Below are 26,760 nucleotides of genomic sequence, written 5' to 3' on the forward strand. Positions count from 1 at the left end.
TTGATGCGAAATCAGATCTCGGTGTTTGTGTCTACGAGCGCGGAGCCACGAATGTAGGCCCGCAGCCCCGCGGCAAGCGCATCGAAAGTGACGCGACAACGGGGCGCCGTCTTCAGGTTCTCATGCATCACCAGCCAGGTGTCGAGCTTCATTTCGAAGACGTCCGGCAGCACCGGGAGAAGGTCGGCGTCGCGCGCCGCCAGCCCGTTCTGGCAGATGCCGATGCCGAAGCCGGCGCGGATCGCGGCCAGTTGGGCGAGGTTGCTGTCCGCCTTCAAGGCAAAGCGCGCACTCGGCAGCGCGGGTGCGCGGGCGATGATCGCCCGGATCGCCGCAGTCTCGCGGTCGTAACCGATGAGGCTGTGATCGGCGAGGTCGCTCAATGCCTGCGGCATGCCGCGTCGCTCGATGTAGCGGCGATGGGCGTGAAAGCTCAAAGGGACCGCGCCGATATGGCGGGCGATCAGCGCGTCCTGGGTGGGTGCCACCATGCGCACGGCGATATCGGCCTCCTGGCGCAACAGGTCCTCAACCGCATCCGAGGCGGAGAGTTCGATCGTCAGCTCCGGATAGGCGGCGTGCAGTTCGGCCAGGATCGGCGGCAGGACTTCGATACCGATGACCTCGCTGGCGCTGATACGCACGGTGCCACCGACCGTATCGCGTTGGCTGGAGGCCGCGCGCAGCAGTGCGGCTGAGGTCGCGGCCAGCGTTTCGGCATAGGGCTTGAGCGCCAATGCGGCATCGGTCGGCAACAGGCCGTGCGGGGAGCGTACGAAGAGCGGATAGCCAAGTACGCCTTCCATCGCGTCCACGTGTCGGCCGACGGTCGGCTGCGTCAGGCCAAGCTCGCGGGCGGCCGCCGACAGCGATCCCTGCTGCAGCACCGCGAGGAGCGTTCTGTAGAAGTCCCAGCTCAGATCCATCTTGCCCATATATTTCAGTATAGCAGGGCAAGATTTTTCGGCAATTCCGTCTAGCTTGGAGATGCGCAATCCTGTTTCCGTCAAAAACGGATGGAGCGTGTGACATGACCGACCGGCGGGAAAGAACAAGGAGCGTGCTGGTGCTCGGGGCGACGGGTGGTATCGGCAGTGCCGTCGCGCACGGGCTCAGTAGGCGCGGCTGGCAGGTGCGCGCCCTGAACCGAAACGCGGGAGAGTGTGCGCAAACCGAGCGGACATTCGACTGGCGGCAGGGCGATGCCATGAACGCGGGCGACGTCCGCGCTGCCGCCGAAGGTGTCGATCTGATCGTGCATGCCGTCAATCCGCCCGGTTACCGCAACTGGGGCACCTTGGTACTGCCGATGCTCGACAGCACGATCGCTGCTGCCAAGGCCACGGGCGCATGCATCCTTTTGCCGGGTACGATCTACAATTTCGGCCGCGATGCCTTTCCTGTTCTGACGGAGGATGCGCCACAGAATCCCGATACCGACAAGGGGAGAATTCGCAAGGAAATGGAACGGCGCCTGAAGCAGGCGTCCGAAGCCGGCGTCGGGGTGATCATCGTCAGGGCAGGGGATTTCTTCGGTCCCGGCGCCGCCAACAACTGGTTCTCGCAGGGGTTGGTGAAACCGGGAAAACCGCTGACGGCGATCTCGTATCCGGGGCGCGCAGGCATCGCGCATCAATGGGCCTATCTGCCCGATGTCGCCGAAACGATGATCCGACTGGTGGAGCGCAAGGACCAGCTGCCTCGCTTTGCCGTCTACCATATGCGCGGCTTCCTCGACCGGAATGGAACGGCAATGATCGAAGCCATAAGACGTGCGGTCGGCAAGCCGGACCTGCAGGTCCGAGCATTTCCCTGGTGGCTGATCACCTTGGCCTCGCCCTTCGTGCCGCTCTTTCGGGAACTGCGCGAGATGCGTTATCTGTGGCGCGAGCCCCTGCGCATGCCGAACGAACGACTTCTGGCTGTTCTCGGAGAAGAGCCGCAAACGCCGATCGACGAGGCCGTTGCAACAACGTTGCGAGGGCTTGGCTGCTTGGACAGCCAGCAGGCGATTATGCCTCCGCAAGCGATCGCAACGCGCTAGCGCCCTGCCATGTCCAGGATCGACTTCCGACAGGTGCTCGGTGCGGCGTTCGGCAGCAGCCTCTGCCCGCCGCTCTACTTTGAAGAGGCTTCGCCGCACGAGTGCTATGAAGTGCTCATGGATGTGCTCGGGGATGGGCTCATGCCCGAGCAGCTATCGGCGCTGACCGATCGCGAGATCGGGGTGCTGGCCGCACGGTTCGGCGAATACTTCGAGGCCGATCCTCCATCGCAGGAGCAGACGGCGGTCCAGGGGGGCGCTCCGCCGCGGGCCCCTCAGGGTCGCTCTAGCCTCAACACCTGTCAGTTCCGGAAGACCAGGCAGGCGCCACCACTCTTGCGGATGGTGGCGCAAAGCTTGTTGGCGTCGGTCTGGGTCTCGCGGCCGATGCGGGCGGCGTAGCGGATCCTCAGGCCAAAACTCGCATTGCGCTCCCGGAGCAGCAACGGTTTCTCGCTGCGGATCGACTCCGGCAGGCGCTTGACCGCGCGCACGAACAGCCGCTGTGCCACGGACTTCTGAAAGTGCGCGGCAAGCTGCACGCCCCACGGCGCCCATTCCGCCTCGTCGATCACCTCGATGCCGCGCAGCTGGCGGGTGCTAGCGAGCGCCACGCAGCCGTCGATAAAGTTCTTGTTCTTGTCGAGCGTCAGGTCGAGCACCTTCGGCGGATTGTCGCGCCAGTCCTCGACGCTATAGGCGGTGATCGCCAGCACGTAATTGCGCGTTTCGGCCGGCAGCCAATCGACCTCGAGAAACCGCTCCAGCCCGTTTTCGCCGGCATTGTAGGCCGCGGCGGCAAAGCCGAGATTGCCGTAGCGCGACTTGAGTTCGTTGAGATATTCGGCCGACTTGCCGAGCGCCTCGACGGCATCGAAACTGTTGTTGAGGCCGCGCATCTTCGCCGTTCCCGGCATGAACTGCGCGATGCCTTCGGCGCCCTTGGGGCTGACGGCATTCGGCCGGAACAGGCTTTCGCGCCAGATCAGGCGGGCGAAGAAGGCCGCCGGCAGGTCGTTCACCGCCGCATAGTGGTCGATGACGCCGCAGATGTCGCGGGCGAAATTCTCCTTGCTGATGCAGAGAGCTTTCTCAGGCTCGGTGGCCGAGCGTCCGGAATAGACGCATTTCGGTTGCGGGATGAGGTCGTCGATGCGGGCCGCGGCGGGAACCGCTGCGTATGTCGGAATGCTGGCGACCAGCGCCAGCGCCACTCTCGCGACACGTGCCCAGGCGCCCGATCTCAGCATCCGTCGAAGACCCACGTTACGGTTTTTCCAGAAACAGTCCCTGCGCGTTCATAGCATCTCCGGTCGTCTCGACAAACGGCCATTGTCGAGACGGATGTCGCTGGCTTAGCGCGGCGAACCTGTCGGAAGCACCAGTTGCATGAAGGTCAGGTCGAGCCAGCGTCCGAACTTCGTGCCGACCTCGCGCATACGGCCGGTATCCTCGAAGCCCAGCTGGGCATGAAGGCGGATCGATGCCGTGTTTTCCGACTCGATGCCGGCGATCATCACATGCTTGCCCAGCCGTTCGGCCTCGGCGATCAGCGCGATCATGAGTTGTCGGCCAATGCCGCCTCCGCGCCGATCCCTGTGCACGTAAACGGAATGCTCGACCGTGTGGCGATAGCCGTCGAAGGCGCGCCAGTCACCAAAAGAGGCATAGCCGATGACATCGCCTTCGTCGGAGACGGCCACGAGCACCGGATAGCTGGCGTCCGTACGGGCCTTCAGCCAGGCCGCTCGATTGGCGACATCGACCAGGGTCTCGTTCCAGATGGCGGTCGTGTTCGCCACCGCGTCGTTGTAGATCTCGCAAATGACTGGCAGATCGTTCTGGATGGCCGCCCGGATCAGCATGCTTGCTCCTCGTATTCGTTCACTATATGACTACGTAATGAATACTAAAGTAGACAGCCTCGATCAACGGCTCAGTGAACGAATTCGTCTCGAAAGGGAGGCGCGCGGCTGGTCCCTGAGTGAGCTTTCGGAACGTTCCGGTGTCTCGCGCGCGATGATCCACAAGGTCGAGCGCGGGGACAGCAGCCCGACGGCGACCTTGCTTGCAAAGCTTGCGGGCGCCTTCGAGCTCACCATGTCCAGCCTGATCGCGCGCGCGGAAATGAGCCAGGGCAGGCTGTCGCGGCGGCAGGATCAGGCGGTGTGGCGCGATCCGCAGACCGGTTATCTCCGGCGCCACGTCTCGCCGATGTCGGATCTGCCGCTGGAGATCGTCGAGATCGAGCTTCCGGCGGGCGCGGAAGTACCGATCCCGGCTTCCGCCTACGCGCTGCATCGGCGGTGGATTTGGGCGAAAGAGGGTAGACTGGCCTTCGTGGAAGGCCCTGAGACCCATGTGCTCAAGGCGGGGGATTGCCTGGAGCTCGGCCCGCCGCAGGATTGCGTCTTCCGCAACACCGGCAGCGAGACCTGCATTTATGCCGTCGTGCTGTTGCGGACGGGCTGAGCTTAGCGGTCGAGCTCGGCGATTGCGATCCGGGCCATGGTGAGGTCGCTCTCGACGCCGAAATCGTCATCGTCTTCCAGGAACCAGGCCGCGGAAAGCCCGGCATAGGCCAGCACCCAGTTGAGGATACGGCGCGGGGCGAGACCGGTTTCCTCGGCGACGACGGGCAGGTGCCGTTGCAGGCGGCCCGGAGCCGTGACCACAGGCAGTTCCGGATTGCAGAAGAGATTGGCGTAGTCGTATCCGCGATCGCCGACAACTCGTTTCGGGTCGATCGCCAACCAGCCACGTTCGCCGAAATCGAGAATGTTGGCGTGATGCACGTCGCCGTGCAGCACGACGGGTGGCTCGGGATCGGCGAGCAGAGTTCGCGCCGCATCGAGTGCGCGCGCAAACAGTCCGCCTTGAGCCGGAGCAGCCGTTTCGAGGGAGGCGAACCACTTGTCGAGCGGGACGAGGTCCGCAGGAATCGGTGTCGAACGTGGCGCGTGTAGCTCTGCGACCGCGCGGCAGATGATGCGCGTTACCGCTTCGTCGCTTCCCGTCATTGCCATGTGGAACAGGTTGCGCTGGCTGTCGGTACGCTCCATCAGGACAGCGTCCGTGTCCCATTCATAAACTTTCGCCGCGCCCTGGCCGTTCCAATACACCATCGGCAGGCGACCAAACTTCTCTTCGGGATCCTGTGCGACCTTCAGCATCGCCAACTGGTTACGATAGCGAACAGGATAGAGATGGCTGGAGGGCGTGACGATAACCTCGCCATCGGCGTGCAATGACCATTTTTCGAAGTAAGGCTGAAACATAGAGAGAAATTTTCCGAGGCGGGTTCCGTCGGACGACGGAGCTCTTGGCCATGTGGGTTTCACGATGTTCCCGTTCAAGGGGCTGGAGGCGGGGGCGTGTTCACCGCACGGTTGCGCGGCGGTCGAGGTGGAAAGAACCGGGTCCGCCATGGTGCGGGCAAAAAAAGAGGGCCTCAAGAAAACTTGGGCCCTTGTAGTTGTGAAGGTAATGAGAACCTCCAGAGGGGAACAGCTAATGCGGTGGCGGGGAGGAGAAGCCACCAAGAATGCATCAGCTGCATTTTAATATGGGAAGCGAAGTATCGGCTTTCAATAGCCGGCTGTGATTTTCGTCACGGTTCGCCTGTATCTAACAGTAGACAAAAAAAGAGGGCCACAAGATGACTTGGGCCCTTATAAGTTGTGAAGGTAATTAAACCTCCAGAGGGGAACAGCTGCTGCGGTGGCACTGGGAGGAGAAGCCACCAAAGATGCATCAGCTGAGTTTGGTATGCTGCTTTTTTGGGCGCGCAACAATCATTTTCTGTGCATGACAGCCATGCCATGCGCGCATCCCTGCCTATTTCTGCATCGCACAATAAAAATGCGCCGCACAACAAAGGCGGCGCATTCGTGATATCACAGTAAAAACAGACAGTTGGTGGCTTTTCGGAGAAATGCTCAGAAAATGAGCATTCGCCAGAGTGGCCTAGAAGTTCCAGTTCCGGGCCTTGGCGACGATGTAGTCGCGGAAGACCTTGAGCTTGGCGGCGTTCTTCATCTCGTCCGGATAGCAGAAATAGGTATCGAACGACGGGATGTCGGCGCTGATCGGCAACTGGATGAGTCCCGGGTCGCGGCCGACGATATAGTCGGGCAGCATGGCGACGCCGATGCCGAGCAGGCAGGCGCGCTTGATCGATGTCTGGCTGTTGATCTGCAGATGCGAGATGCGCGGATTGTCGGAATCGCGGCCGGCGATTTCGAGCCAGTTCACGTCGAGCAGATAGTTCGGCGCCGGCTCGCCGAAGGTGATGATGCGGTGGTTGTCGAGGTCCTCGACCGATTGCGGCTCGCCATATTTGTTGATGTAGGAGGGCGCGGCGTAGACGTGCATGTGCACGGTAAACAGCTTGCGCTGGATGAGATCCGACTGTTGCGGCTGGCGCAGGCGGATCGCACAGTCTGCGTGGCGCATGTTCACGTCCAGTTCCTCGTTGTCGAGGATGAGCTGAACCTGCACATCCGGGTGCAGCGACATGAATTCCTGGATCTTGTCGGTGAGCCAGCCCTGGCCGAGACCGACCGTGGTGGTGATGCGCAGCTTGCCGCTCGGCTTGTCGGTGGTCTCGCTGAGCTGGACCTTGACGCTTTCGAGCTTCATCAGCACTTCATGCGCGGTGCGGTAGAGGATCTCGCCCTGTTCGGTGAGGATCAGGCCGCGCGCATGGCGGTGGAACAGCTTGATGCCGACATCCTGCTCCAGCGAGCTCACCTGCCGGCTGATCGCAGACTGCGAAAGATGAAGCTTGTCTGCCGCATGGGTGAACGACCCAGCCTCCGCCGCCGCGTGAAAGATGCGCAGTTTGTCCCAGTCCAGCGACATGAAGTCCCCCATATGAAACCACTCCGGGAGACGGGGCTTTGTCTTCCGGGCGTGGCTGATGCATCTGTTCCCACACGGGCGAGGTGCCTGAGCGGCACCACCCCGATTCGCAGCTTCTATTCGGCTGCAATTGCGACGGGCATATGACCCGCCAGGTATTTCTCGGCCTCGAGCGCCGCCATGCAGCCCATGCCGGCGGCCGTAACCGCTTGACGGTAAATGTCGTCCGTCACGTCACCTGCGGCAAAAACGCCGGGCACGTCGGTCGCCGTCGAATCGGCCGCGGTCCACAGATAGCCGTTGGACTTCTGCCGAAGCTTGCCTTTGAAAAGCTCGACCGCCGGCGCATGGCCGATCGCGACGAACACGCCGTCGGTGACCATGTCGGAGGTTTCGCCGGTCTTGGTGTTGCGCAGCTTCACGCCGTTGACCGAAGCGGGCATCGGCGGCTTGGCCGGAGCGCCCAGATATTCGATGACCTCGTGGTCCCAGATCACCTTGACGTTCGGTTTGGCGAACAGGCGCTCCTGCAGGATCTTCTCGGCACGGAAGGAATCGCGGCGATGAACGACCGTGACCGTCTTGGCGAGATTGGCGAGGTACAGAGCCTCTTCCACGGCCGAGTTGCCGCCGCCGACGACGATCACGTCCTTGTTGCGATAGAAGAAGCCGTCGCAGGTGGCACAGGCCGAGACGCCGAAGCCCATGAAGGTCGGCTCTGTCTCGATGCCGAGCCACTTGGCCTTCGCGCCGGTGGCGATGATGAGCGCGTCCGCCGTCCAGTCCGTACCGCTATCGGTCTTGATACGGAACGGACGGACCGACAGGTCGACATCGGTGACGAGGTCGTTGACGATCTCGGCGCCGACATGGGTCGCCTGCTTCAGCATCTGTTCCATCATCCACGGGCCCTGGACCGGATCGGCATAGCCCGGGTAATTTTCGACGTCCGTGGTGATCATCAACTGGCCGCCCTGTTCCATGCCGGCAATCAGCACTGGCTCGAGCATGGCGCGCGCCGTGTAGATGGCAGCCGTATAGCCAGCCGGGCCGGAGCCGATGATCAGCACTTTCACGTGACGGGCAGTCATAGTCTTGTCCTTCGCTCACGGGGAGAGGAAACGCTCTCGTCCGATTCCATTGCGTCAATGGGAAATAGTTCCATAGTTTAGGTATTCCCTACCACGACTTTCAAGGGCGTCCGCCCTGATACACACAAGTGCTTGAGCGCCGAGCCCAGTTTTGCCACCAGATGACGCGTTTGTGCACCACGTTCGGCAATCGGTTCCGTTTTGCCGAGCCACGCGCCGTAACCGTTGCCGCAGCGCCGCAGCGGGCCGCTTCTGGCGGTGGCGGATGATTTTTGCGGCCCGCTGGGCACGGGCCATGCCATTTTCCCGCGAATAGTCGGCGGGACTGCTTGTTGTCCAGCGGGTTTGGCGATATTTCACGCGGATTCACTTTGCTGGAGAAGCATATGGGGTTGAATGCCGGCCGTGCTTGGTTCCACTGCGAACGCACTGCGCTCGGCCACGCACCGACTGGGGACGACCTTGCCCTCGAAGAGCGCGCCTTGCCGAGAATCTCGACCGAGATGATCGCGGCTGCGCCGGGATAGGGACGCATCAGTCGACGTGCCCGCCATCGGAGCAACCTCACCATCAGCAGACACAGGTTTTCGACTTTGCCCTCGCGCACAAAGTCACCACGCAAAAAGGACGAACGTTCATGACGAAACAAGTCGAGCTCGACGCAATCGATCTCAAGATCCTTCGCGAGCTCCAGCGTGATGGCCGGATGACCAATGTCGATCTCGCCCAAAGGGTCGGCATCTCCGCGCCGCCGTGCCTGCGCCGTGTACGCAAGCTCGAAGAGACCGGGGTCATCAAGGGCTACCACGCGCTCCTGAACGCACCGGCCCTCGGCTTCGATCTCGTCGCTTTCTGCATGGTCGGCCTGAAGCGCCAGTCGGAGGCCGATCTCAAGGCTTTCGCGGCCGCGACCGCCGAATGGCAGATCGTCCGGCAGGCCTGGACGGTTTCCGGCGAAAGCGACTTCCTCTTGCATTGTGTCGCCGAGAACCTGACGACTTTCCAGGATTTCGTCATCGAGGTGCTGACGGCCAACGAACGGGTCGACACGGTGCGCACGATGCTGACCATTCGCCAGGTCAAGGACATCGGCCTCGTTCAGATCTGAGGCCCGCCCATGAGCAAGCTGCCGCTGTCCGCCTTCATCATCTGCCAGAACGAAGAAGCCTATCTCGGCAATTGCATCGAGAGCCTCGAGCAATGCGCGGAAATCGTCATCGTCGATTCCGGTTCGACCGACGGGACGCCGGCGCTCGTCCAGTCCTATATCGACAAGGGCTGGCCGATCCGCTTCCTCCATGAACCCTGGCGCGGCTACGCCGGCCAGAAGCAGTTCGCCCTCGATCAGTGCACGCAGCCCTGGTGTTTCAACATCGATTCCGACGAGCGTCTCGATGAACCGCTGAAGGCATTGCTGCCGTCGTTGCTCGATGCCCCGGCGGAGACGGTCGGCTGGCGCGTTGCGCGCAGGCCCTACCTCATCGGCTATGGCTATACGCCGGAGCGGGCGCATGAACGGCGGAACCTCCGGTTGATCCGCCAGGGCAGGGGTCGCTACGACCTCAATCAGAAGGTCCATGAGGGGATCGTGCCGGACGGCGCCGTCGGGGCGGCAGCCAAGGGAAGTCTGCTGCACTATCGGCCGCTGGTCATCGACGAGCAAATCCTCAAGGAAAACAAGTATTCGACGCTCAAGGCCGACCAGCAGTTTGCCGCCGGCAAGTCCGCGCGCCCCTACAAGATGCTGTTCAGCCCGCCGCTCTATTTTCTGCGGCTCTACTTCCGCAACGGCCTGTGGCGCTGCGGTTTTCCAGGTTTCATTGAGGCGATGACGGGAGCAGTGTACGCTTTCCTCACCGCCGCCAAGATCTATCAGAGGCACGCGCTGAAACGCCGTCCGAACCATGACGACATGGATCGGCGGCAGAACCAGCGGTGAGATTTCCATGAAAGTCATGCATTTTCACTTCGGCAAGGACGGCGGCGCAGAGCGCTTCTTCGTCCATCTTGTCAACGCGCTCGGCGAGCGCGGCGTCGAGCAGACCTCCGTCATCCGCCACGGCCGCATCTGGAAGAAGGACATCGAGGGCGCGACGCGCATCATCGAAAGCAATTTCCGCAACCTGTCGCTCGACCGGATCCTCCTGCCGATGAAAGTCAGCAGCATGGCGCGCCGCGAAAAGCCGGACGCGCTTTTCGCGTGGATGCCGCGCGCGAGCCGGCTGCTGCCGAACTACAAGGGCTGCATCAAGATCTCGCGTCTTGGCGATTATCCGCTGCGCCTCGACTATTTCCGCAACACCGATTGCCTTGTCTGCAACACGCCCGGCATTGCCGAGCATGTGCGCAAGATCGGCTGGACCCGCGATGTCGAAGTCATCTCGAATTTTACGGGAACCGAACGGGTCGCGCCGATCAGCCGTGCCACGCTCGACACCCCTGAGAACGCGCCGGTCGTCATGTCGATGGGACGCTTCGTTCCGCGCAAGGGCTTTCACACCTTGATCCAGGCGATCGCCAAGGTGCCGGACGCCTATCTCTGGCTGGTTGGCGACGGCGAGGAACGCGCAAACCTGGAGAAGCTCGCAGCCGATCTCGGCGTGGCCAAGCGCGTGCGTTTTGCCGGCTGGCAGAAGGATACGCGGCCTTTCCTCGCCGCCTCGGACATTTTCGTCATGGCCTCGAGCCATGAGCCGCTCGGCAACGTCGTTCTCGAGGCCTGGGCCCAAGGGACGCCGGTGGTTTCCAGCCGTTCGGAAGGGCCGCAATGGTTCATGCGCGACGGCGAGAACGGCTTGCTGGTGGATATCGGCGACGCCGACGGCTTCGCCCAGGCGATCGACCGCATCGCCGGCGACGCGTCGCTGGGGGAACGTCTTGCCGAACGCGGCCACGAGACGCTGATGAGCCAGTTCTCCAAGCAGGCAATTACCGACGCCTACCTCAAGCTTTTCGCCTCGAAGCGCTGAGGCGAGCTCGAACCTGCGGCTGCCATGGCTTAATGGCAGCCGGTCAAGAGCGCATCAGGCGTTCATAGACGGCGTTGATGGCGCGAGCTTCGCCCTCGATCGCAAACGATGCGCAGGTCAGTCCCAGGCCGTTGGCGCCGGCAATTGCCCGGCGACGATCATCGTCCATGAAGCCGGCCGTCGCCTCGACCATGGCCTGCAGGTCGTTGGCGGCGATGATCGTTCCGGTTTCCTGCTCGCCGACGACGACCAGTTCCGAAAATGCGCCGACATCGGTCGCGACAACCGGCACGCCCGTTGCCATCGCCTCGAGCGGCGTCAGGCCAAAGCCCTCCCAGCGCTGCGGCGCGATGAAGAGGTCGAGCCCGCGGTACCAGTCCGGAATATTGGTGTGTTCGCCGACGAAGCGGATGCGATCCGTCAGGCCGGCCTTGGCGACCCGCTCCTTCAGTTCGTTCTCGAACGCCACATGCGGGCCGGTCGCGCGACCGGCAACGATGGCGCTCCAGCCCGGCCGGCATGGCAGAAGCGCGATCATGCTGTCGACGAAGAGGTCGGTACCCTTCTGCTTGCGGACCCGTCCGAAGCAGCCGACGTATTTTTGGGTAGGGTCGAGCCCGAGTGCGGCCTTGGCCGCCGCTGTATCGGCCGGCGGCTGGAAGCGCTTGGTGTCGATACCGTGCAGGATGACGGTGTTCGGTACCTCAAGATATGCGGCGGTCTTGCCGCTGGTCGCGATCACCGCATCCATCCTGGAAATCAGGAACTTGCTCCAGCCGGTATGGCGGCGCTGCGATGCGGAGGTGAAGACGATCTTCAGCTTCATGCCGATCAGATCGCGCAGCACGATCGCCGGCAGCATCTCGACATTGCGGCGCGCATGCCAGACACGGCATGGCCGACCATCCGGCGCGTTCCACAGGTGCCAAAGGTCGCGGAAGCGGATCGAGGGCAGGGTGTCCGGCAGGCCCGGACCGAGCACGGCGATTTTTTCGCCGAGCGCGCGCTGGATCGGAATCAACTGGATGATGGTGGACGTCACGCCCGAGAGGCGGCGCTTGAAATTGGGAGCGATGACCTCGACGTTCCGGATATCGGCCACGACAGCGCACTCCTTGCGCGAGCAACGATCGTCTTTTGAAAAGGAGAAACGGGGCGAAGGCAGGCTTCGCCCCGGCCGGGGCTGATCAGCCCCAGTTGACGGCGAGAATTTCGTAGGCCTTGGAACCGCCAGGGGCGTTCACTTCGATGGAATCGCCGACTTCCTTGCCGATCAGCGCGCGCGCGATCGGCGACGAGATCGAGATGCGGCCAGCCTTCACGTCGGCTTCCTGGTCGCCGACGATCTGGTAGGTCTTTTCCTCTTCGGTATCTTCGTCGACGAGCTTGACCTTGGCGCCGAACTTGATCTTCGAACCGGACATCTTCGTGAGATCAATGACTTCCGCGCGGGCGATCAAGTCTTCGAGCTCGGTGATCCGGCCCTCATTGTGGCTCTGCGCTTCCTTGGCAGCGTGGTACTCGGCATTTTCCGACAGGTCGCCATGTGCACGGGCTTCGGCAATCGCCTCGATGATTCGCGGTCGTTCTTCCTGCTGGCGCCAGCGCAGCTCCTCCTGCAGGTTGACGAATCCGCCCTGTGTCATCGGCACTTTTTCGACCATTTCAATGTCCTTCATCAAGCACGAGGCGCCGCCCTTTGGGCGGCGCCAACGCAAAAGAAAACGGTCTCCGGCGAGCAAACGCCGGAACCGTCCGAAACTTCGAACCTTCGTTATAGCAGAAACGGAAGCGCGAAAGCCAGATATTTCGCCATCGTCCACCGAACCCTGCAAGGCGGTTACAACTTGCGGAGGAGGCGCGCGGCTGGCAATCTCGGGAGAAAGGGCTTTACCTCAACCGTGGTTGAGGTCGTAACACAGGTGTTCCTGAAAGATGACAACGAGGGAACGTTAGGCATGGTTCTGGCGAAGGACGACACCAAGGCAAGCGAAAGCAAGACCGCGCCTGAGGAGGACGGCCGCTGGAGCGAACTGCTGCGGCCGGACTATCTTGCGACGACGGCGGCCCTCTGTCTCGGGGTCGCGCTCTTTGCCTTCAACGAATTTTTCGTCGCGACGGCGCTGCCCACGGCCGTCGAAGAGATCGGCGGCGCCACAATACTTTCCTGGGCCGTCACGCTCTATCTCGTCTTCGCCATTCTCGGTGGCGCCGTCGCCGCCAATCTCAAGGCGCGGTTCGGCGCGCGCACCACGCTTATCGCTGCGGCCATCGTCTTCGTCGTCGGCACCATCATCGCGACCGCCGCCGGCAGCATGCCGCAGGTTCTCGCCGGTCGCGTGTTCCAGGGGTTCGGAGAGGGCATCATTGCCGCGATCTGCTACGCGCTCATCCCGGAGCTCTTTCCTGCCCGGCTGGTGCCGAAGGTCTTCGGAGCGGAAGCGATCGTCTGGGCCACGGCCGCCTTCGGCGGGCCGCTGGTGTCCGGCTTCCTGACGGAGCATTGGTCGTGGCGGGCTGCTTTCGCCGTCAACATCCCCGCAACGGCCATCTTCGTTGCCCTCGTGCTGGCGATCGTGCCGGCCCGCAAGGCGGCAACGACCGTCAAGCCGCGTCCAATTCCGCTCATGCGCTTGACCGTCGTCGGCACCGGAATCCTGTTGATATCGGTGTCGAACACGGCGGGCAGCATTCCCCTGATGACCGCCGCGCTGGCGACAGCGCTGACGATCCTCTGGGCGGCCGTCGCCACCGATCGGCGGGCGGAGCATTCGATCCTGCCCGCCGGAGCGTTCGCACTGACCAAGCCACTCGGCACCGGCCTTTGGGTCGTCTTGCTGATGCCGCTCGCGCAGGCGTCCGGTTCGATCTATCTCATTTATGGCCTGCAACATGTCTGGAGCTTCAGCCCCACCGCCGCCGGCTTTGCCGGTGCGCTGATGGCGATCTCCTGGAGTTTGACCGCAATCCTCGTTGCAAGCCTGCGCTCGCACGATCTGCGCGTGAAACTGATCCCGACGGGACCTGCGCTTCTCAGCCTCGGGCTTGCCGGCCTGATGATCGCCTTCGCGATCGACGACTTCCGGCTGGTCTTCCCGAGCCAGATCGCGGTCGGGGCCGGCTTCGGCATATCCTGGGGAACGCTCAGCCAGCTGATGATGGACGTCTCATCGCGCGGCGAAAGGGACAAGACCTCGGCATTTCTGCCGACATTGCAATCGGCGGGCTACGCGATCGGTGCGGCGATCTGCGGACTGACCGCAAATCTTCGCGGGTTCGACGAAAATGCCGACATCGCGACGATGCGTGGCGCCTTGTTCACAGTCTTCGTCGTCGCTTGCCTGATCTCGACGGCATCGCTCTATCTCGGCCTCAGAACCGTGCGGCTGGCGGCCCGCCGATCGCGGCATGATCGGGCCAGAATTGCTGCCCAGGCGTTCGCGGGAGACTAGTCACGGAGCGAGCAAGCGCGCGGGAGGTTCGAGCGCTTTGCTCGGGGACGCCGCTTTCAGGCCGCAGCGGGGAGTGGCGCGCCAATGTGGCGGCGGCCGAGCAGCGCGCGCTGTTCGGCGCCCCGGCCGATGGAGGGCACGATTGTCGCCAGCAGCCTGCGGTTGCTGGAGCGGACCTGGACCTTCAGCGAGCCGTAGTCGGCATCGCGACCGATCTTGTCCGCGATCCGCTGACCGTAATAGAGGGCCGACCCTTCGTCGAAATGGCTGATACCGTCTTCATCGACGAAGTGCTCGTCGCCCCACAGCAGATCAAAGAAATAGAGTTGCACGATCTTGCCCCATGTCGCACCCGCCGGCGAAGTCGCCGTTCTCTCTGTGCGCAGGGTCATAGAAACATGTGCTGGGGGAACGCAGGCTGAACCGGCCGTTCATGCGGCGTTCAGCGGAGGGCGCCGGCTGTCGAAGCGCACGCCGGGAAAGAGGCAAGAGGCGGCGCGCGAGGTTTTCGCGCGCCGCAATTGTCGTTAGGCCTTGAAGTAGCTCTGCAGCGGGCGCACCTCGAGGCTGCCGGCCTTCAGCGCCTTGATCGCATGGGCGGCGGCTTCGGCACCGGACATGGTGGTGTAGTAGGGCACCTTCTGCATTAGCGTCGCGCGGCGCAGAGACTTGGAGTCCGAGATCGCCTTGTTGCCGTCGGTCGTGTTGATCACGAGCTGGACATGACGATTGCGGATCGCGTCCTCGACGTGCGGACGGCCTTCCTGGACCTTGTTGATCTTGGTGGCGGCAATGCCGTGTTCACCGAGGAAGCGGGCCGTGCCGCCCGTCGCCATGACCTTGAAGCCGATGTCGACGAGAATGCGGATCGCCGGCAGCACCCGGGTCTTGTCCTCGTCGCGCACCGAAACGAACACCGTTCCGTCACGCGGCAGGTCGACGCCGGCGCCGAGCTGCGACTTGGCGAAGGCCAGTGCATAGTCAGTGTCGAGGCCGATGACTTCACCGGTCGAGCGCATCTCCGGGCCGAGCAGCGTGTCGACGCCCGGGAAACGCGCGAACGGGAACACCGCTTCCTTGACGGCGATGTGCTTGAGGTTGCGCGGATCAGGCTTTTCGCCATAGGCGGCGATCGCCACGTCGAGCGCTTCACCGGTCATCACGCGGGCGGCGATCTTGGCGATCGGCGCGCCGATGGTCTTGGCGACGAAGGGAACGGTACGTGAGGCACGCGGGTTGACTTCGAGCACGTAGATTGTGCCGTCCTTGATCGCGAACTGCACGTTCATCAGGCCGCCGACATTGAGCGCCTTGGCAAGGGCTGCCGTCTGGCGTTCGAGTTCATCGACCATGGCCGTGTCGAGCGTATGCACCGGCAGCGAGCAGGCGCTGTCGCCCGAGTGAATGCCGGCTTCCTCGATGTGCTCCATGATGCCCGAGACGAAGACGTCCTTGCCGTCGCACAGGCAATCGACGTCCACTTCCGTGGCGTTCGTCAGGTAGCTGTCGAAGAGCAGCGGGTTCTTGCCGAGCAGCGTGTTGATCTGGCCGGTCTTGTCGTTCGGGTAGCGCTGCTTGATGTCCTCGGGAACGAGTTCCGGCACGGTGTCGAGCAGGTAGGTCTGCAGCATGCTTTCCGAATGGATGATCTGCATGGCGCGGCCGCCGAGAACGTAGGACGGGCGCACGACCAGCGGGAAGCCGATCTCGGCAGCGACGAGGCGGGCCTGCTCGACCGAATAGGCGATGCCGTTGTTCGGCTGGTTGAGATCGAGCTTCATCAGAAGCTTCTGGAAGCGGTCGCGGTCTTCGGCAAGGTCGATCGCGTCGGGCGCGGTGCCAAGGATCGGGATGCCGTTCTTTTCCAGCGCTTCTGCGAGCTTCAGCGGCGTCTGGCCACCGAACTGCACGATGACGCCGACGAGTTCGCCCTTTTCCTGCTCGGCACGCATGATCTCGATCACGTCTTCGGCCGTCAGCGGCTCAAAGTAGAGGCGATCGGAGGTGTCGTAGTCGGTGGAAACCGTCTCCGGGTTGCAGTTGATCATGATCGCTTCATATCCGGCATCCTTCAGCGCGAAGGCGGCATGGCAGCAGCAATAGTCGAACTCGATGCCCTGACCGATGCGGTTCGGGCCACCGCCGAGGATGACGACCTTCTTGCGGTCGGAGACTTCGGCCTCGGAACGGGCTGCGCCGACGAAGGGGGTCTCGTAGGTCGAGTACATATAGGCGGTCGGCGAGGCGAATTCGGCAGCACAGGTGTCGATGCGCTTGTAGACCGGGCGGACGTTCAGCGCATTGCGCAGTTCGGCCACTTCCTTCGGGCGCTTGCCGCCGAGCGTGGCGAGACGCGCGTCGGAGAAGCCCATCGCCTTCAGCATGCGCAGGTTCTCGGCATCCTGTGGCAGACCGTGCTCGCGGATGCGCGCTTCCATGTCGACGATCGCCTTGAACTGGGCGATGAACCACGGGTCGATCTTGCTCGCCTCGTGAACATCCGCCTCGCTCATGCCGAGGCGCAGCGCCTGTGCAACCATGCGCAAGCGGTCCGGCGTCGGCGTGCCGATCGCGGCGCGGATGGCGTTGCGGCCGTCGCCGTTCTCGTCCATGCCGGGGATTTCGATCTCATCGAGGCCGGTAAGGCCGGTTTCCAGGCCACGCAGCGCCTTCTGCAGCGATTCGGCAAAAGTACGGCCGATCGCCATGACTTCGCCGACCGACTTCATTGCGGTCGTCAGGACCGGCGAGGCGCCCGGGAACTTTTCAAAGGCAAAGCGCGGGATCTTGGTGACGACATAGTCGATTGACGGTTCGAAGGACGCAGGCGTCGCACCGCCGGTGATGTCGTTGTCGAGCTCGTCGAGCGTGTAGCCGATCGCGAGCTTCGCCGCGATCTTGGCGATCGGGAAGCCGGTCGCCTTGGAGGCCAGCGCCGATGAACGCGACACGCGCGGGTTCATTTCGATGACGACGAGGCGGCCATCCTTCGGGTTGACGGCGAACTGCACGTTCGAACCACCGGTCTCGACGCCGATCTCGCGCAGCACCGCGATCGAGGCGTTGCGCATGATCTGGTATTCCTTGTCCGTCAGCGTCAGCGCCGGAGCAACGGTGATCGAATCACCCGTATGCACGCCCATCGGGTCGATGTTTTCGATCGAGCAGATGATGATGCAGTTGTCCGCGGTGTCGCGGACCACTTCCATCTCGTATTCCTTCCAGCCGAGAACCGATTCTTCGATCAGAACTTCGGTGGTCGGCGAGGCGTCGAGGCCGCTGCCGACGATGTCGAAGAATTCGGTGCGGTTGTAGGCGATGCCGCCGCCGGTACCGCCGAGCGTGAAGGACGGGCGGATGATCGCGGGCAGGCCGACATCGTCGAGCGCCTGGGCTGCAATCGCCATCGCATGGTTCATGTAGCGCTGCTTGCGATCGCCTTCGCCGAGGTTCCACTGGTTTTCGAGGTCGTCGAGGGCCTTGTCGAGATCGGCACCGGAGAGGCGGCTCTTCAGTTCGGCGCGCTCGGCCTCGTGCACCTTGCGGTCATGATCCTTGATGTCGGTGGCATTGGCGAGCCGCGACTTCGGCGTCTCGAGACCGATCTTCGCCATGGCTTCGCGGAAGAGGGCGCGGTCCTCGGCCTTGTCGATGGCGTCGGGCTTGGCGCCGATCATCTCGACATTGTAGCGGTCGAGAACGCCCATGCGGCGCAGCGACAGGGCCGTGTTGAGCGCCGTCTGGCCGCCCATGGTCGGAAGCAGCGCGTCCGGGCGTTCCTTGGCGATGATCTTGGCGACGACCTCAGGGGTGATCGGCTCGACATAGGTGGCGTCGGCAAGGCCCGGGTCGGTCATGATCGTTGCCGGGTTGGAGTTGACGAGGATGACCCGGTAGCCTTCCTCCTTCAGCGCCTTACAGGCCTGGGTGCCGGAATAGTCGAATTCGCAAGCCTGACCGATGACGATCGGCCCCGCGCCGATGATAAGAATGGACTTGATATCTTGGCGCTTCGGCATGGTCGATCATCCGTTTCTAGCTGCGCGAAAAACCGGCCGAGGTGGGAGGTCACCGGCCGGGCACGCATTGATGGGTCTTTTCAGGCTAGAAGCGGCTTATAGGCAAATGTTTCTGCAAGCGAAACCCCGAAAATTCCGGAATCGACAGGAACCCGGCATATTTGCGCGCCTCTGGCCGCGTCGCGAGGCTTGCGCGCACCGCGACATTGCTTCCAACTACAGGCGCGGCCGGGGATGAGGGGCCGCGTCGACTGCATGACGGCTTCGGCAAACAGGCGCCTGTCCGCCTGTCGCGTCGGCAGGGTGATCCGTCGTTGCGTCTAGGCGGGCGCGACTGTTCCAGGCGCGTGATCGATCGCGCGGGGCCTGGTTTCCGCCAGCGCTTCGCAATCCGTCCATTGCGGCAAAAAGATTGGTGAGATCGCGAACTTAAGGCTGGCGATTGCGTTTTACAACGACGTTAGGGCCGTCTTATAAAAGAGCAAACCGACAATGCCTTTCAGAGGCCGGGAGGACAGATCATGGAATGGAAGGGCCGCCGCCAATCCGACAATATCGAAGACCAGCGCGGCGCGAGCCCGGGTGGCAACCCGTTCGGGCGCGGCGGCGGTTTCCGCCTGCCCAGCGGTGGCGGAGGCATGCGGCGCGCCGGCGGCGGCATGAGCTTCGGCACGATCATCTTCCTCGTCGTCCTCTACTTCATCCTGAAGGCCATGGGCATCGACATGCTGCAGGTGCTGGAAGGCGGCGGCGGGCAGGTGCAGATGCCGGGATTCGAACAGAGCGACGGGTCTCCGGCGCCGCGCGGCTCCGCCCAGGAAGAGGAAATGAAGCAGTTCATGGCGACGGTGCTCGCCGAAACCGAAGACACCTGGAACGGCATCTTCCAGGCGAGCGGTCAGCAATACGAAGAGCCGAAGATGGTGCTCTTCCGCGGCCAGGTGCGTTCTGCCTGCGGTTTCGCTTCGGCTGCCTCCGGGCCGTTCTATTGCCCGGGCGACCGCAAGGTCTATCTCGACATGAGCTTCTTTGACGAACTGGCGCAGAAGTTCGATGCATCGGGCGATTTCGCCCAGGCCTATGTGGTCGCGCATGAAGTCGGCCATCACGTCCAGAACCTGATCGGCGTCCTGCCGAAATTCAACCAGATGCGCCAGTCGATGAGCGAGGCCGAGGCCAACCAGATGTCGGTGCGCGTCGAGTTGCAGGCCGATTGCTTCGCCGGCGTCTGGGGCAAGTACACCCAGCAGAAGGGCCTGCTCGAACAGGGCGATCTTGAAGAGGCGCTCAACGCTGCCACCCAGATCGGCGACGACACGCTGCAAAAGCGCATGCAGGGCTATGTCGTTCCGGAAAGCTTCAACCACGGCACGTCCGAACAGCGCATGCGCTGGTTCAAGCGCGGCTTCGACAGCGGCAAGATGACGTCCTGCGACACGTTCTCGGGCGCCGTCTGACCGCTTTAACCCGACAAATCATCAGGGCCGGCGTAATTGCCGGCCCTTTCGTTTGTGGATCAGCGTTCGCTGTCCATATGGGCGAGCTGCGCCTCGGGGTAGCGCGCGCCGGCAGCGGCACCTTTCGGAACTGCCGCTTCGATCGTCGCCATTTCGCCTTCACTGAGATGGACGTCGCGCGATGCCAGCGCTTCCGCCAGCCGATCGCGCCGTCGCGCACCGACGAGCGGAACGATGTCCTTGCCCTTGGCCGCCACCCAGGCGATCGCAATCTGCGCCACCGACACGCCCTTTTCTTCGGCAATCTGCCGCAGCGCTTCGACGAGGGCGAGGTTGCGGTCGATGTTGCCCTCCTGGAACCGCGGGCTCATGGCGCGGAAATCGCCTTTTCCGGCCGCCCCTTTCTGCCAATGGCCGCTGATCAGCCCGCGTGACAGGACGCCGTAGGCGGTGATGCCGATGCCGAGTTCGCGGCAGGTCGGCAGGATCTCGTCCTCGATGCCGCGCGAAATCAACGAATACTCGATCTGCAGATCCACGATCGGATGCACGGCTGCCGCACGCCGGATGGTCTCGGACCCGACTTCCGAGAGGCCGACATGCCTGACGTATCCCGCCTTCACCAGATCCGCGATCGCCCCGACCGTGTCCTCGATCGGCACATCCGGATCGAGCCGTGCCGGCCGGTAGATGTCGACGTGATCGACGCCGAGCCGCTGCAGCGTGTAGGCGAGGAAATTGCGGATGGCCTTTGGGCGGCTGTCATAACCCGACCAGTTGCCGGCCGGGTCGCGCAGAGCGCCGAACTTGACGCTCAGCAATGCCCTGTCACGCTTGCCACCCTTCAGTGCTTCGCCGATCAGCATCTCGTTGTGGCCCATGCCATAGAAATCGCCGGTATCGAGCAGCGTGATGCCGGCATCCAGCGCTGCATGGATCGTAGCGATGCTTTCGGCCCGGTCCGCGGGGCCGTACATGCCCGACATGCCCATGCAGCCGAGACCGAGCGCCGAGACCAAGGGGCCGGTCTTTCCGAGTGAAACGTAATCCATCTTCGTTCTCCTTCGACAAGGCCGAATACCTGCCGGTCGCTTGCCCGCCCTCTGTTTACTTCCCCGGCTTGCGTGCGATAATCCGATCTGAACCGAACGACTTGTACGAAATTCCGCACAATGGACGACCTGCCACTCGCCGATCTCGATGCCTTCACCGCAGTTGCAGTGGCACGCAGCTTCCGTGCGGCTGCAAAGAAGCGCGGCGTTTCCGCGTCGTCGCTGAGCGAGGCGCTTCGCCGCCTCGAGGCGAGGCTGCAGGTCCGCCTGCTCAACCGCACGACCCGCAGCGTCACCCTGACGGAGGCCGGCACGCGGCTGCTCGATCGGCTGACGCCGGCACTTGGCGAAATTGCCGGTGCGCTCGACCAGGTCAACGAGATGCGTGACAGTCCGGCGGGAACGTTGAAGCTGAATGTTCCGACCATCGTCGCCCGCGAAATACTGCCACCGATCGTCGGTTGGTTCCTGCGCGAACACCCGGCAATCACCCTGGAGGTGACGGCCGAAGACGGCTTCGTCGATGTTCTGGCCGCCGGCTTCGACGCCGGCGTCCGCTACGAGGAGCGCGTCGAACGGGACATGATCGCAATCCCGATCGGGCCCGGCCGGCAGCGCTACGTCACCGCCGCGTCCCCGGATTATATCGCCAGGCGCGGCATGCCCGGCCACCCGCATGATCTGCTTGGGCACGCCTGTATTCGCCACCGCTTCGCCAGCGGCTTTTCGCTTCCCTGGGAGTTCGGCGAGGGTGAGGCGACGCTTACGATCGCGCCGCCGGCGGTCGTGACCGCCAATACGATTGATCTCGAACTCGGCGCTGCGATCGACGGCCTCGGCGTCATCAGGACCTTCGAGGAGTTTGTCGCCCCCGCGATCGCCGCAGGATCCCTGGTGCCGATCCTTGAAGATTGGACGACGAGTTTCTCCGGCCCGTTTCTCTATTACGCAAGCCGCCGGCACATGCCGGCGGCGCTGCGCGCCTTCGTCGATTTCCTGAAGCGCGAGCAGCGGCGGGATCACAGGTGAAACGCGGGCTGTACGCCGCTCCGACGCATCAACCATAGCGATAGTTCCATCAGATAATTTGAGACGTTCACGGATTGTTTCGTGCGAAATGATCCGTTACACCTAAATTGGTAGCGTTGTTCACGTTCTGTCTCTCATCCCGGGGCAGGCCGCTCGGGGAGGGTTCGCATGCGCGACGAGAAATTTGTGCGACGCGGCCTGTTCCTCGTCTTCCTCATTCTGTTTCTGGATATCCTTGGCATCGCGATCATCGTGCCGGTGCTGCCGGCCTATCTCGAGGAATTGACCGGCGCCAATGTCAGTGAGGCGGCGATCGACGGTGGTTGGCTGCTGCTCGTCTATGCGGCGATGCAGTTTCTCTTTGCCCCGCTGATCGGCAACCTCAGCGATCGATTCGGCCGCCGTCCGGTCCTGCTCGCGTCGGTCTTCACTTTCGCGCTCGACAATCTGATCTGCGCGCTCGCCACCAGCTACTGGATGCTGTTCATCGGCCGTGTTCTCGCCGGCATCAGCGGCGCGAGCTTCGGGACCGCAGCCGCCTACATCGCCGACATCAGCAATGACGGCAACCGCGCCAAGAACTTCGGACTGATCGGTATCGCCTTCGGCACGGGCTTTGCGCTCGGGCCGGTGCTTGGCGGTCTGCTCGGCGAGCTCGGTCCGCGGGTGCCGTTCTACGGCGCGGCGGCGCTTTCCTTCGTCAACTTCATCCTCGGCGTATTTTTGCTGCCGGAGACGCTCGATGGCGCCAATCGCCGACGGTTCGAGTGGAAGCGCGCCAACCCGCTCGGCGCCCTCAAGCAGATGCGCAACTATCCAGGCATCGGCTGGGTGGGGCTGGTGTTCTTTCTCTTCTGGCTCGCCCACTCCGTTTATCCGGCTGTCTGGTCCTTCGTCTCGAGTTACCGCTATGGCTGGAGCGAGGGCCAGATCGGGCTTTCGCTCGGGATCTTCGGCATCGGCGGCGCTTTCGTCATGGCCGTCATCCTGCCGCGTGTGGTGCCCCGGCTCGGCGAGTGGCGCACGGCCGTGCTCGGCCTGACCTTCACCACGCTCGGGGCCATCGGCTATGCCAGCGCCTGGCAGGGGTGGATGATTTACGCCGTGATCATCGCCACCGCGCTTGAAAGCCTTGCCGATCCGCCGCTGCGCAGCATCGCCGCCGCCCACGTTCCGCCGTCGGCGCAGGGAGAGCTTCAGGGTGCGCTGACCAGCATCGGCAGCATCACCACGATCATCGGTCCGCTGATCTTCACCCAGGCCTTCGGGTACTTTACCAGCCCCAGCGCCCCGGTCGCCTTCGCCGGCGCGCCCTATGCGCTCGCCAGTTGCTTCCTCGTCGGCGCGCTTGTCGTTTTCTTCCTGAAGATACCGAGAAACAGGGCGGTCGGACCGCAGGTTGACGAAAATGTCGGGCCGGGCGAGGTCGCAGTGGCGGAGCAGGGCGAAGAGGTGGGGCGGTCGCGACTGCACGGAAATTGATCAATTTCCGTGATCTATCGATGAAAGTTTGAGCAACCTCGCCCTTGCGGCTGGCTCTTTGGCCGCAGGTCATCTATTCCCGGCTTTCCTCCCCCCGATTTTTCGTTGCGGCCCGAGGCCCGCCTTGACTGCCAGGAATCTGCCATGCTGACCGCGAATGCGAGCCCGACTCCGTTGACGACCGACAATTCCTGGCGGACGCACTATCGCGCGAGCTTCTATCTGGGCGTGCCGTTCATCGGCGCGCAGCTTGCGCAGCTGGCCATCAACACGACAGACGTCCTGATGGTCGGCAAGCTCGGCGCCACCGAACTCGCGGCGATCATTCTTGCGACCCAGATGTATTTCACGGTCTACGTTTTCGGCAACGGCTTTGCCAATGCGGTGGTGCCGATGGCGGCGCAGGCCGTCGGCCGAGGCGACAAGGTCTCGGTACGCCGCTCGGTGCGCATGGGCATGTGGGTGGTCATGCTCTACGGCCTTTTGACCGCGCCGATCCTCTGGATGGCCGAGCCGATCCTGCTTTTTGCCGGCCAGCAGCCCGAGGTCGCGGCCCTCGCCGGAGAATATGTCCGCATCGCGCAATGGGCGATCTTCCCGGGCCTCATCTTCATGGTGCTGCGGGCCTTTCTGAGCGGCCTGGAGCGGGCAGGGATCATTCTTTATGTGACGCTGGCGACGCTCGTGCTCAATGCTGCGCTCTGCTACGTGCTGATCTTCGGGCATTTCGGCTTCCCGCGCCTCGGTATCTTCGGTGCGGCGGTCGCCGCACTCGGCGTTGCGGTGCTCGGTGCGGCGCTGACGATCGGCTACATCAAGAGCAAGCCTGAGCTCAACCAATACGAGCTCTTCGTTCGCTTCTGGCGACCCGACTGGGTGGCGTTTCGCGAAGTCGTCTTTCTCGGCATACCGATCTCGCTGACCATCCTTGCCGAAGTCAGCCTCTTCACGGTCGCGTCGCTGCTGATGGGCACGATCGGCACGGTTGAGCTTGCCGCCCACGGCATCGCCCTGCAGTTCGCCTCGATCGCCTTCATGATCCCGCTCGGGCTTGCGCAGGCAGCCACCGTGCGCGTCGGACTTGCCTATGGCCGCGGCGATCTGCTGGGCGTTCGGCGCGCGGCGATCGCCTCGCTGGTGCTCGGCGCCGGCTTCGCCATTGTCGGAAGCGCCATCTTTGCGTTCTTCCCGAGCCAGCTGGCCGCTCTCTATCTCGACACTGGCCGTCCGGATGCCGTAGCGGTACTCGCCTTTGCTGCCCCGCTCATTGTCATTGCCGGCGCGTTCCAGCTCGTCGATGGCATGCAGGCGATTGCCGCCGGCATGCTGCGCGGGCTGAAGGACACCAAGGTGCCAATGCTCCTGGCTTTGATTTCCTACTGGCCGATTGGCTTCGTCTGCGCCTGGGCCTTCGCCTTCCCCTTCAATTTCGGCGGGATCGGCGTCTGGTTCGGTTTCGTGCTTGGCCTTGCAGCCGCAGCAGTGCTCTTGAACTGGCGCTTCTTCCGAATGCTTGGCGCACTTTCCGCAAAGGCGGAAGCCAAGGCAGCCGCGTAAGGCGGAGCGGCCGAGGCTGCGTGCAGGCAAAGAAAAGCCGGACGGGCAGGGGATGCCGTCCGGCTTGAAATGGCGACCGCCTCAGGGGAAGGGAATGGCGTCGCCTACTACCAAGCTTCGGTTACGAAGCCTCGAAACCGCTAGACGTTAAAGCCGTCGAGCCGTTCCGAACCCTGGCGATCGCGCTGGAGGTCGCGTATCGTCCGGGCAAAATCGATCAAGAATACGAGACTGATGACCGCTGCTGCGATCATGAACAGGGTGGCCATAGTGCCCTCCATCAACGGAAGATCTTCTGCGTCGCGTAGCGCTCGCGCCGGTCACGGGACTCGTTGCGCAGTCCATGTATCGTCGCAAAGAGCATCGCGAAAAACATCGCCATCGAAAACAGAGCAAGTCCCATAGCCGTAATCCTTTCGCATCCTAAACGGCAGTACGTTCGAAAAAGTTCCGTTGTTACTGGCGCTACACTTAACGTCTTTGGTGTGAAGCACCGTTGAACATGGCATTCATCTAGCATTCATTCTTTCTGTCCCGCTGTTTCCCAGGGAACAGGGGGCAAGCGGCGTACAACTCTTGCGATCCGTCGCCGTCCGTGACAAAAGGCTTCACCAAACGGAAACAGGTGCGATGACCACGGCATTTTATCCCGGCTCCTTCGATCCGATGACGAACGGGCATCTCGACGTGCTCGTCCAGGCACTGAACGTGGCGGCGAAGGTCATCGTCGCAATCGGTATCCATCCGGGTAAGGCGCCGCTTTTTTCCTTCGACGAACGCGCCGATCTCATCCGCCGGTCGCTTCTGGAGTTTCTGCCGGACAGGGCAGGCGACATCGATGTCGTTGCCTTCGACAATCTGGTGGTGGATGCGGCGCGCGAGCGCGGGGCGAAACTGCTGGTGCGTGGCCTTCGCGACGGAACCGACCTCGACTACGAGATGCAGATGGCCGGTATGAACCGGCAGATGGCGCCGGATATCCAGACCTTGTTCTTGCCGGCCGGCACGGCCTCACGGCCCATTACGGCCACATTGGTCCGCCAGATCGCGGCCATGGGCGGCGACGTCAGTGCCTTCGTGCCCAGGTCCGTTTACGAAGCACTGCAGGCCAAACGCCGGCCCTGACGGGCCGCCCCAATTCACCACGCAGGGAGAAATCATGAAAATCCTCCACCTCGCTTTAGCCGGCGCCATCGCGCTTGCTTCCTTTACGGGAACGGCGCTTGCACAATCGGCCGACAACTTCCTGACGATCACGCTCAAGGACGGCCCGGTCGTCGTCGAGCTGCGCCCCGACATCGCGCCCAAGCATGTCGAGCAGATCAAGGCGCTGGCCGCCGCCGGTGAATACGACAACGTCGCTTTCCACCGCGTGATCAAGGGCTTCATGGCCCAGACCGGCGACGTGCAGTATGGCGACATGGAAAACGGCTACCAGCCGCAGGCTGCCGGCACCGGCGGCTCGTCGCGTCCGGACGTCCCGGCCGAGTTCTCCGACGTCCCGTTTGAACGCGGCACGGTCGGCATGGCCCGCTCGCAGGACCCGAACAGCGCCAACTCGCAGTTCTTCATCATGTTCGCCCCGGGCGACTTCCTCAACGGCCAGTACACGGTCGTCGGCAAGGTCGTGTCGGGCATGGAGAACGTCGACAAGATCAAGCTCGGCGACGATGCCAACAACGGTTCCGTCACCGACCCCGACCGCATGATCAGCGTGAAGGTCGGCAAGTAAGTTAACAGCAAGG

Annotated in this window: 25 protein-coding genes; 12 read left to right on the top strand and 13 right to left on the bottom strand. The window is 63.0% G+C overall.

Annotated features, from left to right (window positions below; genetic code table 11):
• Positions 1–11: 11 nt before the first annotated feature.
• Complete coding sequence (locus C1A35_RS09130) at positions 12–926, bottom strand: LysR family transcriptional regulator (protein WP_199772906.1); 915 nt, start codon at positions 924–926, stop codon at positions 12–14.
• Positions 927–1,030: 104 nt separating this feature from the next.
• On the opposite strand from C1A35_RS09130, the gene C1A35_RS09135 reads away from it, so the two are divergent.
• Entirely contained in the window at positions 1,031–2,044 is a 1,014-nt protein-coding gene (locus tag C1A35_RS09135) for an NAD-dependent epimerase/dehydratase family protein (RefSeq protein WP_104664027.1), read from the top strand.
• A gap of 302 nt (positions 2,045–2,346) precedes the next feature.
• Here the strand turns inward: C1A35_RS09135 and C1A35_RS09140 are convergent, their stop codons facing one another.
• Complete coding sequence (locus tag C1A35_RS09140) at positions 2,347–3,294, bottom strand: lytic transglycosylase domain-containing protein (protein ID WP_104664028.1); 948 nt, start codon at positions 3,292–3,294, stop codon at positions 2,347–2,349.
• A 105-nt stretch (positions 3,295–3,399) separates the two neighbouring features.
• Positions 3,400–3,909, bottom strand: coding sequence for a GNAT family N-acetyltransferase (locus tag C1A35_RS09145; protein ID WP_104664029.1), 510 nt, complete (start codon positions 3,907–3,909; stop codon positions 3,400–3,402).
• Positions 3,910–3,946: 37 nt separating this feature from the next.
• On the opposite strand from C1A35_RS09145, the gene C1A35_RS09150 reads away from it, so the two are divergent.
• On the top strand, positions 3,947–4,516 hold the full coding sequence (locus C1A35_RS09150) for a helix-turn-helix domain-containing protein (protein WP_104664030.1): 570 nt from the start codon (positions 3,947–3,949) through the stop codon (positions 4,514–4,516).
• Between the two features lie 2 nt (positions 4,517–4,518).
• On the opposite strand, the gene C1A35_RS09155 is transcribed toward C1A35_RS09150, so the two are convergent.
• From C1A35_RS09155 to trxB, 3 genes are all read right to left on the bottom strand, one after another.
• The gene (locus C1A35_RS09155; RefSeq protein WP_104664031.1) at positions 4,519–5,322 is read right to left on the bottom strand and encodes an aminoglycoside phosphotransferase family protein; all 804 of its coding nucleotides are present in this window, start codon (positions 5,320–5,322) and stop codon (positions 4,519–4,521) included.
• A gap of 688 nt (positions 5,323–6,010) precedes the next feature.
• Positions 6,011–6,907 (bottom strand): LysR family transcriptional regulator VtlR, encoded by an 897-nt coding sequence (locus C1A35_RS09160; protein WP_104664357.1) that lies wholly within the window; start codon positions 6,905–6,907, stop codon positions 6,011–6,013.
• Between the two features lie 116 nt (positions 6,908–7,023).
• The gene (trxB, locus tag C1A35_RS09165; protein ID WP_104664032.1) at positions 7,024–7,998 is read right to left on the bottom strand and encodes a thioredoxin-disulfide reductase; all 975 of its coding nucleotides are present in this window, start codon (positions 7,996–7,998) and stop codon (positions 7,024–7,026) included.
• Between the two features lie 637 nt (positions 7,999–8,635).
• Here trxB and C1A35_RS09170 point away from each other — a divergent pair.
• Genes C1A35_RS09170 through C1A35_RS09180 form a run of 3 tightly spaced genes read left to right on the top strand, consistent with a single transcriptional unit; the run spans position 8,636 to position 10,967 of the window.
• Positions 8,636–9,106: an Lrp/AsnC family transcriptional regulator gene (locus tag C1A35_RS09170; protein WP_043614306.1), complete on the top strand. Its 471-nt coding sequence runs from the start codon at positions 8,636–8,638 to the stop codon at positions 9,104–9,106.
• 9 nt (positions 9,107–9,115) lie between these two features.
• Positions 9,116–9,937 (top strand): glycosyltransferase family 2 protein, encoded by an 822-nt coding sequence (locus C1A35_RS09175; RefSeq protein ID WP_104664033.1) that lies wholly within the window; start codon positions 9,116–9,118, stop codon positions 9,935–9,937.
• Between the two features lie 7 nt (positions 9,938–9,944).
• Complete coding sequence (locus tag C1A35_RS09180; RefSeq protein ID WP_104664358.1) at positions 9,945–10,967, top strand: glycosyltransferase; 1,023 nt, start codon at positions 9,945–9,947, stop codon at positions 10,965–10,967.
• A gap of 43 nt (positions 10,968–11,010) precedes the next feature.
• On the opposite strand, the gene C1A35_RS09185 is transcribed toward C1A35_RS09180, so the two are convergent.
• Complete coding sequence (locus C1A35_RS09185; protein ID WP_104664034.1) at positions 11,011–12,069, bottom strand: glycosyltransferase family 4 protein; 1,059 nt, start codon at positions 12,067–12,069, stop codon at positions 11,011–11,013.
• A gap of 85 nt (positions 12,070–12,154) precedes the next feature.
• Positions 12,155–12,631 carry a transcription elongation factor GreA gene (greA, locus tag C1A35_RS09190; protein WP_104664035.1) on the bottom strand — a complete coding sequence of 159 codons (477 nt, stop codon included), beginning with the start codon at positions 12,629–12,631 and terminating at the stop codon, positions 12,155–12,157.
• A 294-nt stretch (positions 12,632–12,925) separates the two neighbouring features.
• Between greA and C1A35_RS09195 the strand changes: the two genes are divergently transcribed.
• Positions 12,926–14,419: an MFS transporter gene (locus C1A35_RS09195; protein ID WP_104664036.1), complete on the top strand. Its 1,494-nt coding sequence runs from the start codon at positions 12,926–12,928 to the stop codon at positions 14,417–14,419.
• 56 nt (positions 14,420–14,475) lie between these two features.
• On the opposite strand, the gene C1A35_RS09200 is transcribed toward C1A35_RS09195, so the two are convergent.
• Together C1A35_RS09200 and carB are read right to left on the bottom strand one after the other, a co-directional pair.
• Complete coding sequence (locus C1A35_RS09200) at positions 14,476–14,811, bottom strand: hypothetical protein (protein ID WP_199772896.1); 336 nt, start codon at positions 14,809–14,811, stop codon at positions 14,476–14,478.
• Positions 14,812–14,946: 135 nt separating this feature from the next.
• The gene (gene carB / locus C1A35_RS09205) at positions 14,947–18,438 is read right to left on the bottom strand and encodes a carbamoyl-phosphate synthase large subunit (protein ID WP_104664037.1); all 3,492 of its coding nucleotides are present in this window, start codon (positions 18,436–18,438) and stop codon (positions 14,947–14,949) included.
• 521 nt (positions 18,439–18,959) lie between these two features.
• Here carB and ypfJ point away from each other — a divergent pair.
• Positions 18,960–19,895, top strand: coding sequence for a KPN_02809 family neutral zinc metallopeptidase (gene ypfJ, locus C1A35_RS09210; RefSeq protein ID WP_104664038.1), 936 nt, complete (start codon positions 18,960–18,962; stop codon positions 19,893–19,895).
• Positions 19,896–19,954: 59 nt separating this feature from the next.
• On the opposite strand, the gene C1A35_RS09215 is transcribed toward ypfJ, so the two are convergent.
• Positions 19,955–20,947 (bottom strand): aldo/keto reductase, encoded by a 993-nt coding sequence (locus tag C1A35_RS09215; protein WP_104664039.1) that lies wholly within the window; start codon positions 20,945–20,947, stop codon positions 19,955–19,957.
• A gap of 120 nt (positions 20,948–21,067) precedes the next feature.
• Between C1A35_RS09215 and C1A35_RS09220 the strand changes: the two genes are divergently transcribed.
• The 3 genes from C1A35_RS09220 (at position 21,068) to C1A35_RS09230 (ending at position 25,015) form a co-directional block, all read left to right on the top strand.
• The gene (locus C1A35_RS09220) at positions 21,068–21,976 is read left to right on the top strand and encodes a LysR family transcriptional regulator (RefSeq protein ID WP_104664040.1); all 909 of its coding nucleotides are present in this window, start codon (positions 21,068–21,070) and stop codon (positions 21,974–21,976) included.
• A 168-nt stretch (positions 21,977–22,144) separates the two neighbouring features.
• The gene (locus C1A35_RS09225) at positions 22,145–23,458 is read left to right on the top strand and encodes a TCR/Tet family MFS transporter (protein ID WP_104664041.1); all 1,314 of its coding nucleotides are present in this window, start codon (positions 22,145–22,147) and stop codon (positions 23,456–23,458) included.
• A 144-nt stretch (positions 23,459–23,602) separates the two neighbouring features.
• Entirely contained in the window at positions 23,603–25,015 is a 1,413-nt protein-coding gene (locus C1A35_RS09230) for an MATE family efflux transporter (protein ID WP_104664042.1), read from the top strand.
• A gap of 140 nt (positions 25,016–25,155) precedes the next feature.
• On the opposite strand, the gene C1A35_RS37075 is transcribed toward C1A35_RS09230, so the two are convergent.
• Together C1A35_RS37075 and C1A35_RS37080 are read right to left on the bottom strand one after the other, a co-directional pair.
• Complete coding sequence (locus C1A35_RS37075) at positions 25,156–25,284, bottom strand: hypothetical protein (protein ID WP_255380878.1); 129 nt, start codon at positions 25,282–25,284, stop codon at positions 25,156–25,158.
• Between the two features lie 11 nt (positions 25,285–25,295).
• Positions 25,296–25,418: a hypothetical protein gene (locus C1A35_RS37080; protein WP_272939258.1), complete on the bottom strand. Its 123-nt coding sequence runs from the start codon at positions 25,416–25,418 to the stop codon at positions 25,296–25,298.
• A 227-nt stretch (positions 25,419–25,645) separates the two neighbouring features.
• Here C1A35_RS37080 and coaD point away from each other — a divergent pair, with 227 nt between their 5' ends.
• Together coaD and C1A35_RS09240 are read left to right on the top strand one after the other, a co-directional pair.
• A complete protein-coding gene (coaD, locus tag C1A35_RS09235; protein ID WP_104664043.1) occupies positions 25,646–26,140 on the top strand; it encodes a pantetheine-phosphate adenylyltransferase in 495 nt (164 codons plus the stop codon).
• 34 nt (positions 26,141–26,174) lie between these two features.
• Positions 26,175–26,747: a peptidylprolyl isomerase gene (locus C1A35_RS09240; RefSeq protein ID WP_104664044.1), complete on the top strand. Its 573-nt coding sequence runs from the start codon at positions 26,175–26,177 to the stop codon at positions 26,745–26,747.
• Positions 26,748–26,760: the final 13 nt, after the last annotated feature.

Origin of the sequence: Ensifer adhaerens, from assembly GCF_002940685.1 — a bacterium.
Lineage (GTDB): Bacteria > Pseudomonadota > Alphaproteobacteria > Rhizobiales > Rhizobiaceae > Ensifer > Ensifer adhaerens_E.

Excerpts from the sequence above, each read along its gene's own strand:
- C1A35_RS09230 (WP_104664042.1), top strand. The coding sequence starts at position 23,603 with ATGCTGACCGCGAATGCGAGCCCGACTCCGTTGACGACCGACAATTCC.
- C1A35_RS09180 (WP_104664358.1), top strand. The coding sequence starts at position 9,945 with ATGAAAGTCATGCATTTTCACTTCGGCAAGGACGGCGGCGCAGAGCGC.
- C1A35_RS09200 (WP_199772896.1), bottom strand. The coding sequence starts at position 14,811 with ATGACCCTGCGCACAGAGAGAACGGCGACTTCGCCGGCGGGTGCGACA.
- C1A35_RS09175 (WP_104664033.1), top strand. The coding sequence starts at position 9,116 with ATGAGCAAGCTGCCGCTGTCCGCCTTCATCATCTGCCAGAACGAAGAA.
- C1A35_RS09195 (WP_104664036.1), top strand. The coding sequence starts at position 12,926 with ATGGTTCTGGCGAAGGACGACACCAAGGCAAGCGAAAGCAAGACCGCG.
- coaD (WP_104664043.1), top strand. The coding sequence starts at position 25,646 with ATGACCACGGCATTTTATCCCGGCTCCTTCGATCCGATGACGAACGGG.
- C1A35_RS37075 (WP_255380878.1), bottom strand. The coding sequence starts at position 25,284 with ATGGCCACCCTGTTCATGATCGCAGCAGCGGTCATCAGTCTCGTATTC.
- carB (WP_104664037.1), bottom strand. The coding sequence starts at position 18,438 with ATGCCGAAGCGCCAAGATATCAAGTCCATTCTTATCATCGGCGCGGGG.
- C1A35_RS09135 (WP_104664027.1), top strand. The coding sequence starts at position 1,031 with ATGACCGACCGGCGGGAAAGAACAAGGAGCGTGCTGGTGCTCGGGGCG.
- trxB (WP_104664032.1), bottom strand. The coding sequence starts at position 7,998 with ATGACTGCCCGTCACGTGAAAGTGCTGATCATCGGCTCCGGCCCGGCT.
- C1A35_RS09215 (WP_104664039.1), bottom strand. The coding sequence starts at position 20,947 with ATGGATTACGTTTCACTCGGAAAGACCGGCCCCTTGGTCTCGGCGCTC.
- C1A35_RS09155 (WP_104664031.1), bottom strand. The coding sequence starts at position 5,322 with ATGTTTCAGCCTTACTTCGAAAAATGGTCATTGCACGCCGATGGCGAG.
- C1A35_RS09140 (WP_104664028.1), bottom strand. The coding sequence starts at position 3,294 with ATGCTGAGATCGGGCGCCTGGGCACGTGTCGCGAGAGTGGCGCTGGCG.
- C1A35_RS09150 (WP_104664030.1), top strand. The coding sequence starts at position 3,947 with ATGAATACTAAAGTAGACAGCCTCGATCAACGGCTCAGTGAACGAATT.
- C1A35_RS09130 (WP_199772906.1), bottom strand. The coding sequence starts at position 926 with ATGGATCTGAGCTGGGACTTCTACAGAACGCTCCTCGCGGTGCTGCAG.
- greA (WP_104664035.1), bottom strand. The coding sequence starts at position 12,631 with ATGGTCGAAAAAGTGCCGATGACACAGGGCGGATTCGTCAACCTGCAG.
- C1A35_RS09225 (WP_104664041.1), top strand. The coding sequence starts at position 22,145 with ATGCGCGACGAGAAATTTGTGCGACGCGGCCTGTTCCTCGTCTTCCTC.
- C1A35_RS09220 (WP_104664040.1), top strand. The coding sequence starts at position 21,068 with ATGGACGACCTGCCACTCGCCGATCTCGATGCCTTCACCGCAGTTGCA.
- C1A35_RS09170 (WP_043614306.1), top strand. The coding sequence starts at position 8,636 with ATGACGAAACAAGTCGAGCTCGACGCAATCGATCTCAAGATCCTTCGC.
- C1A35_RS09145 (WP_104664029.1), bottom strand. The coding sequence starts at position 3,909 with ATGCTGATCCGGGCGGCCATCCAGAACGATCTGCCAGTCATTTGCGAG.
- C1A35_RS09240 (WP_104664044.1), top strand. The coding sequence starts at position 26,175 with ATGAAAATCCTCCACCTCGCTTTAGCCGGCGCCATCGCGCTTGCTTCC.
- C1A35_RS37080 (WP_272939258.1), bottom strand. The coding sequence starts at position 25,418 with ATGGGACTTGCTCTGTTTTCGATGGCGATGTTTTTCGCGATGCTCTTT.
- ypfJ (WP_104664038.1), top strand. The coding sequence starts at position 18,960 with ATGGAATGGAAGGGCCGCCGCCAATCCGACAATATCGAAGACCAGCGC.
- C1A35_RS09160 (WP_104664357.1), bottom strand. The coding sequence starts at position 6,907 with ATGTCGCTGGACTGGGACAAACTGCGCATCTTTCACGCGGCGGCGGAG.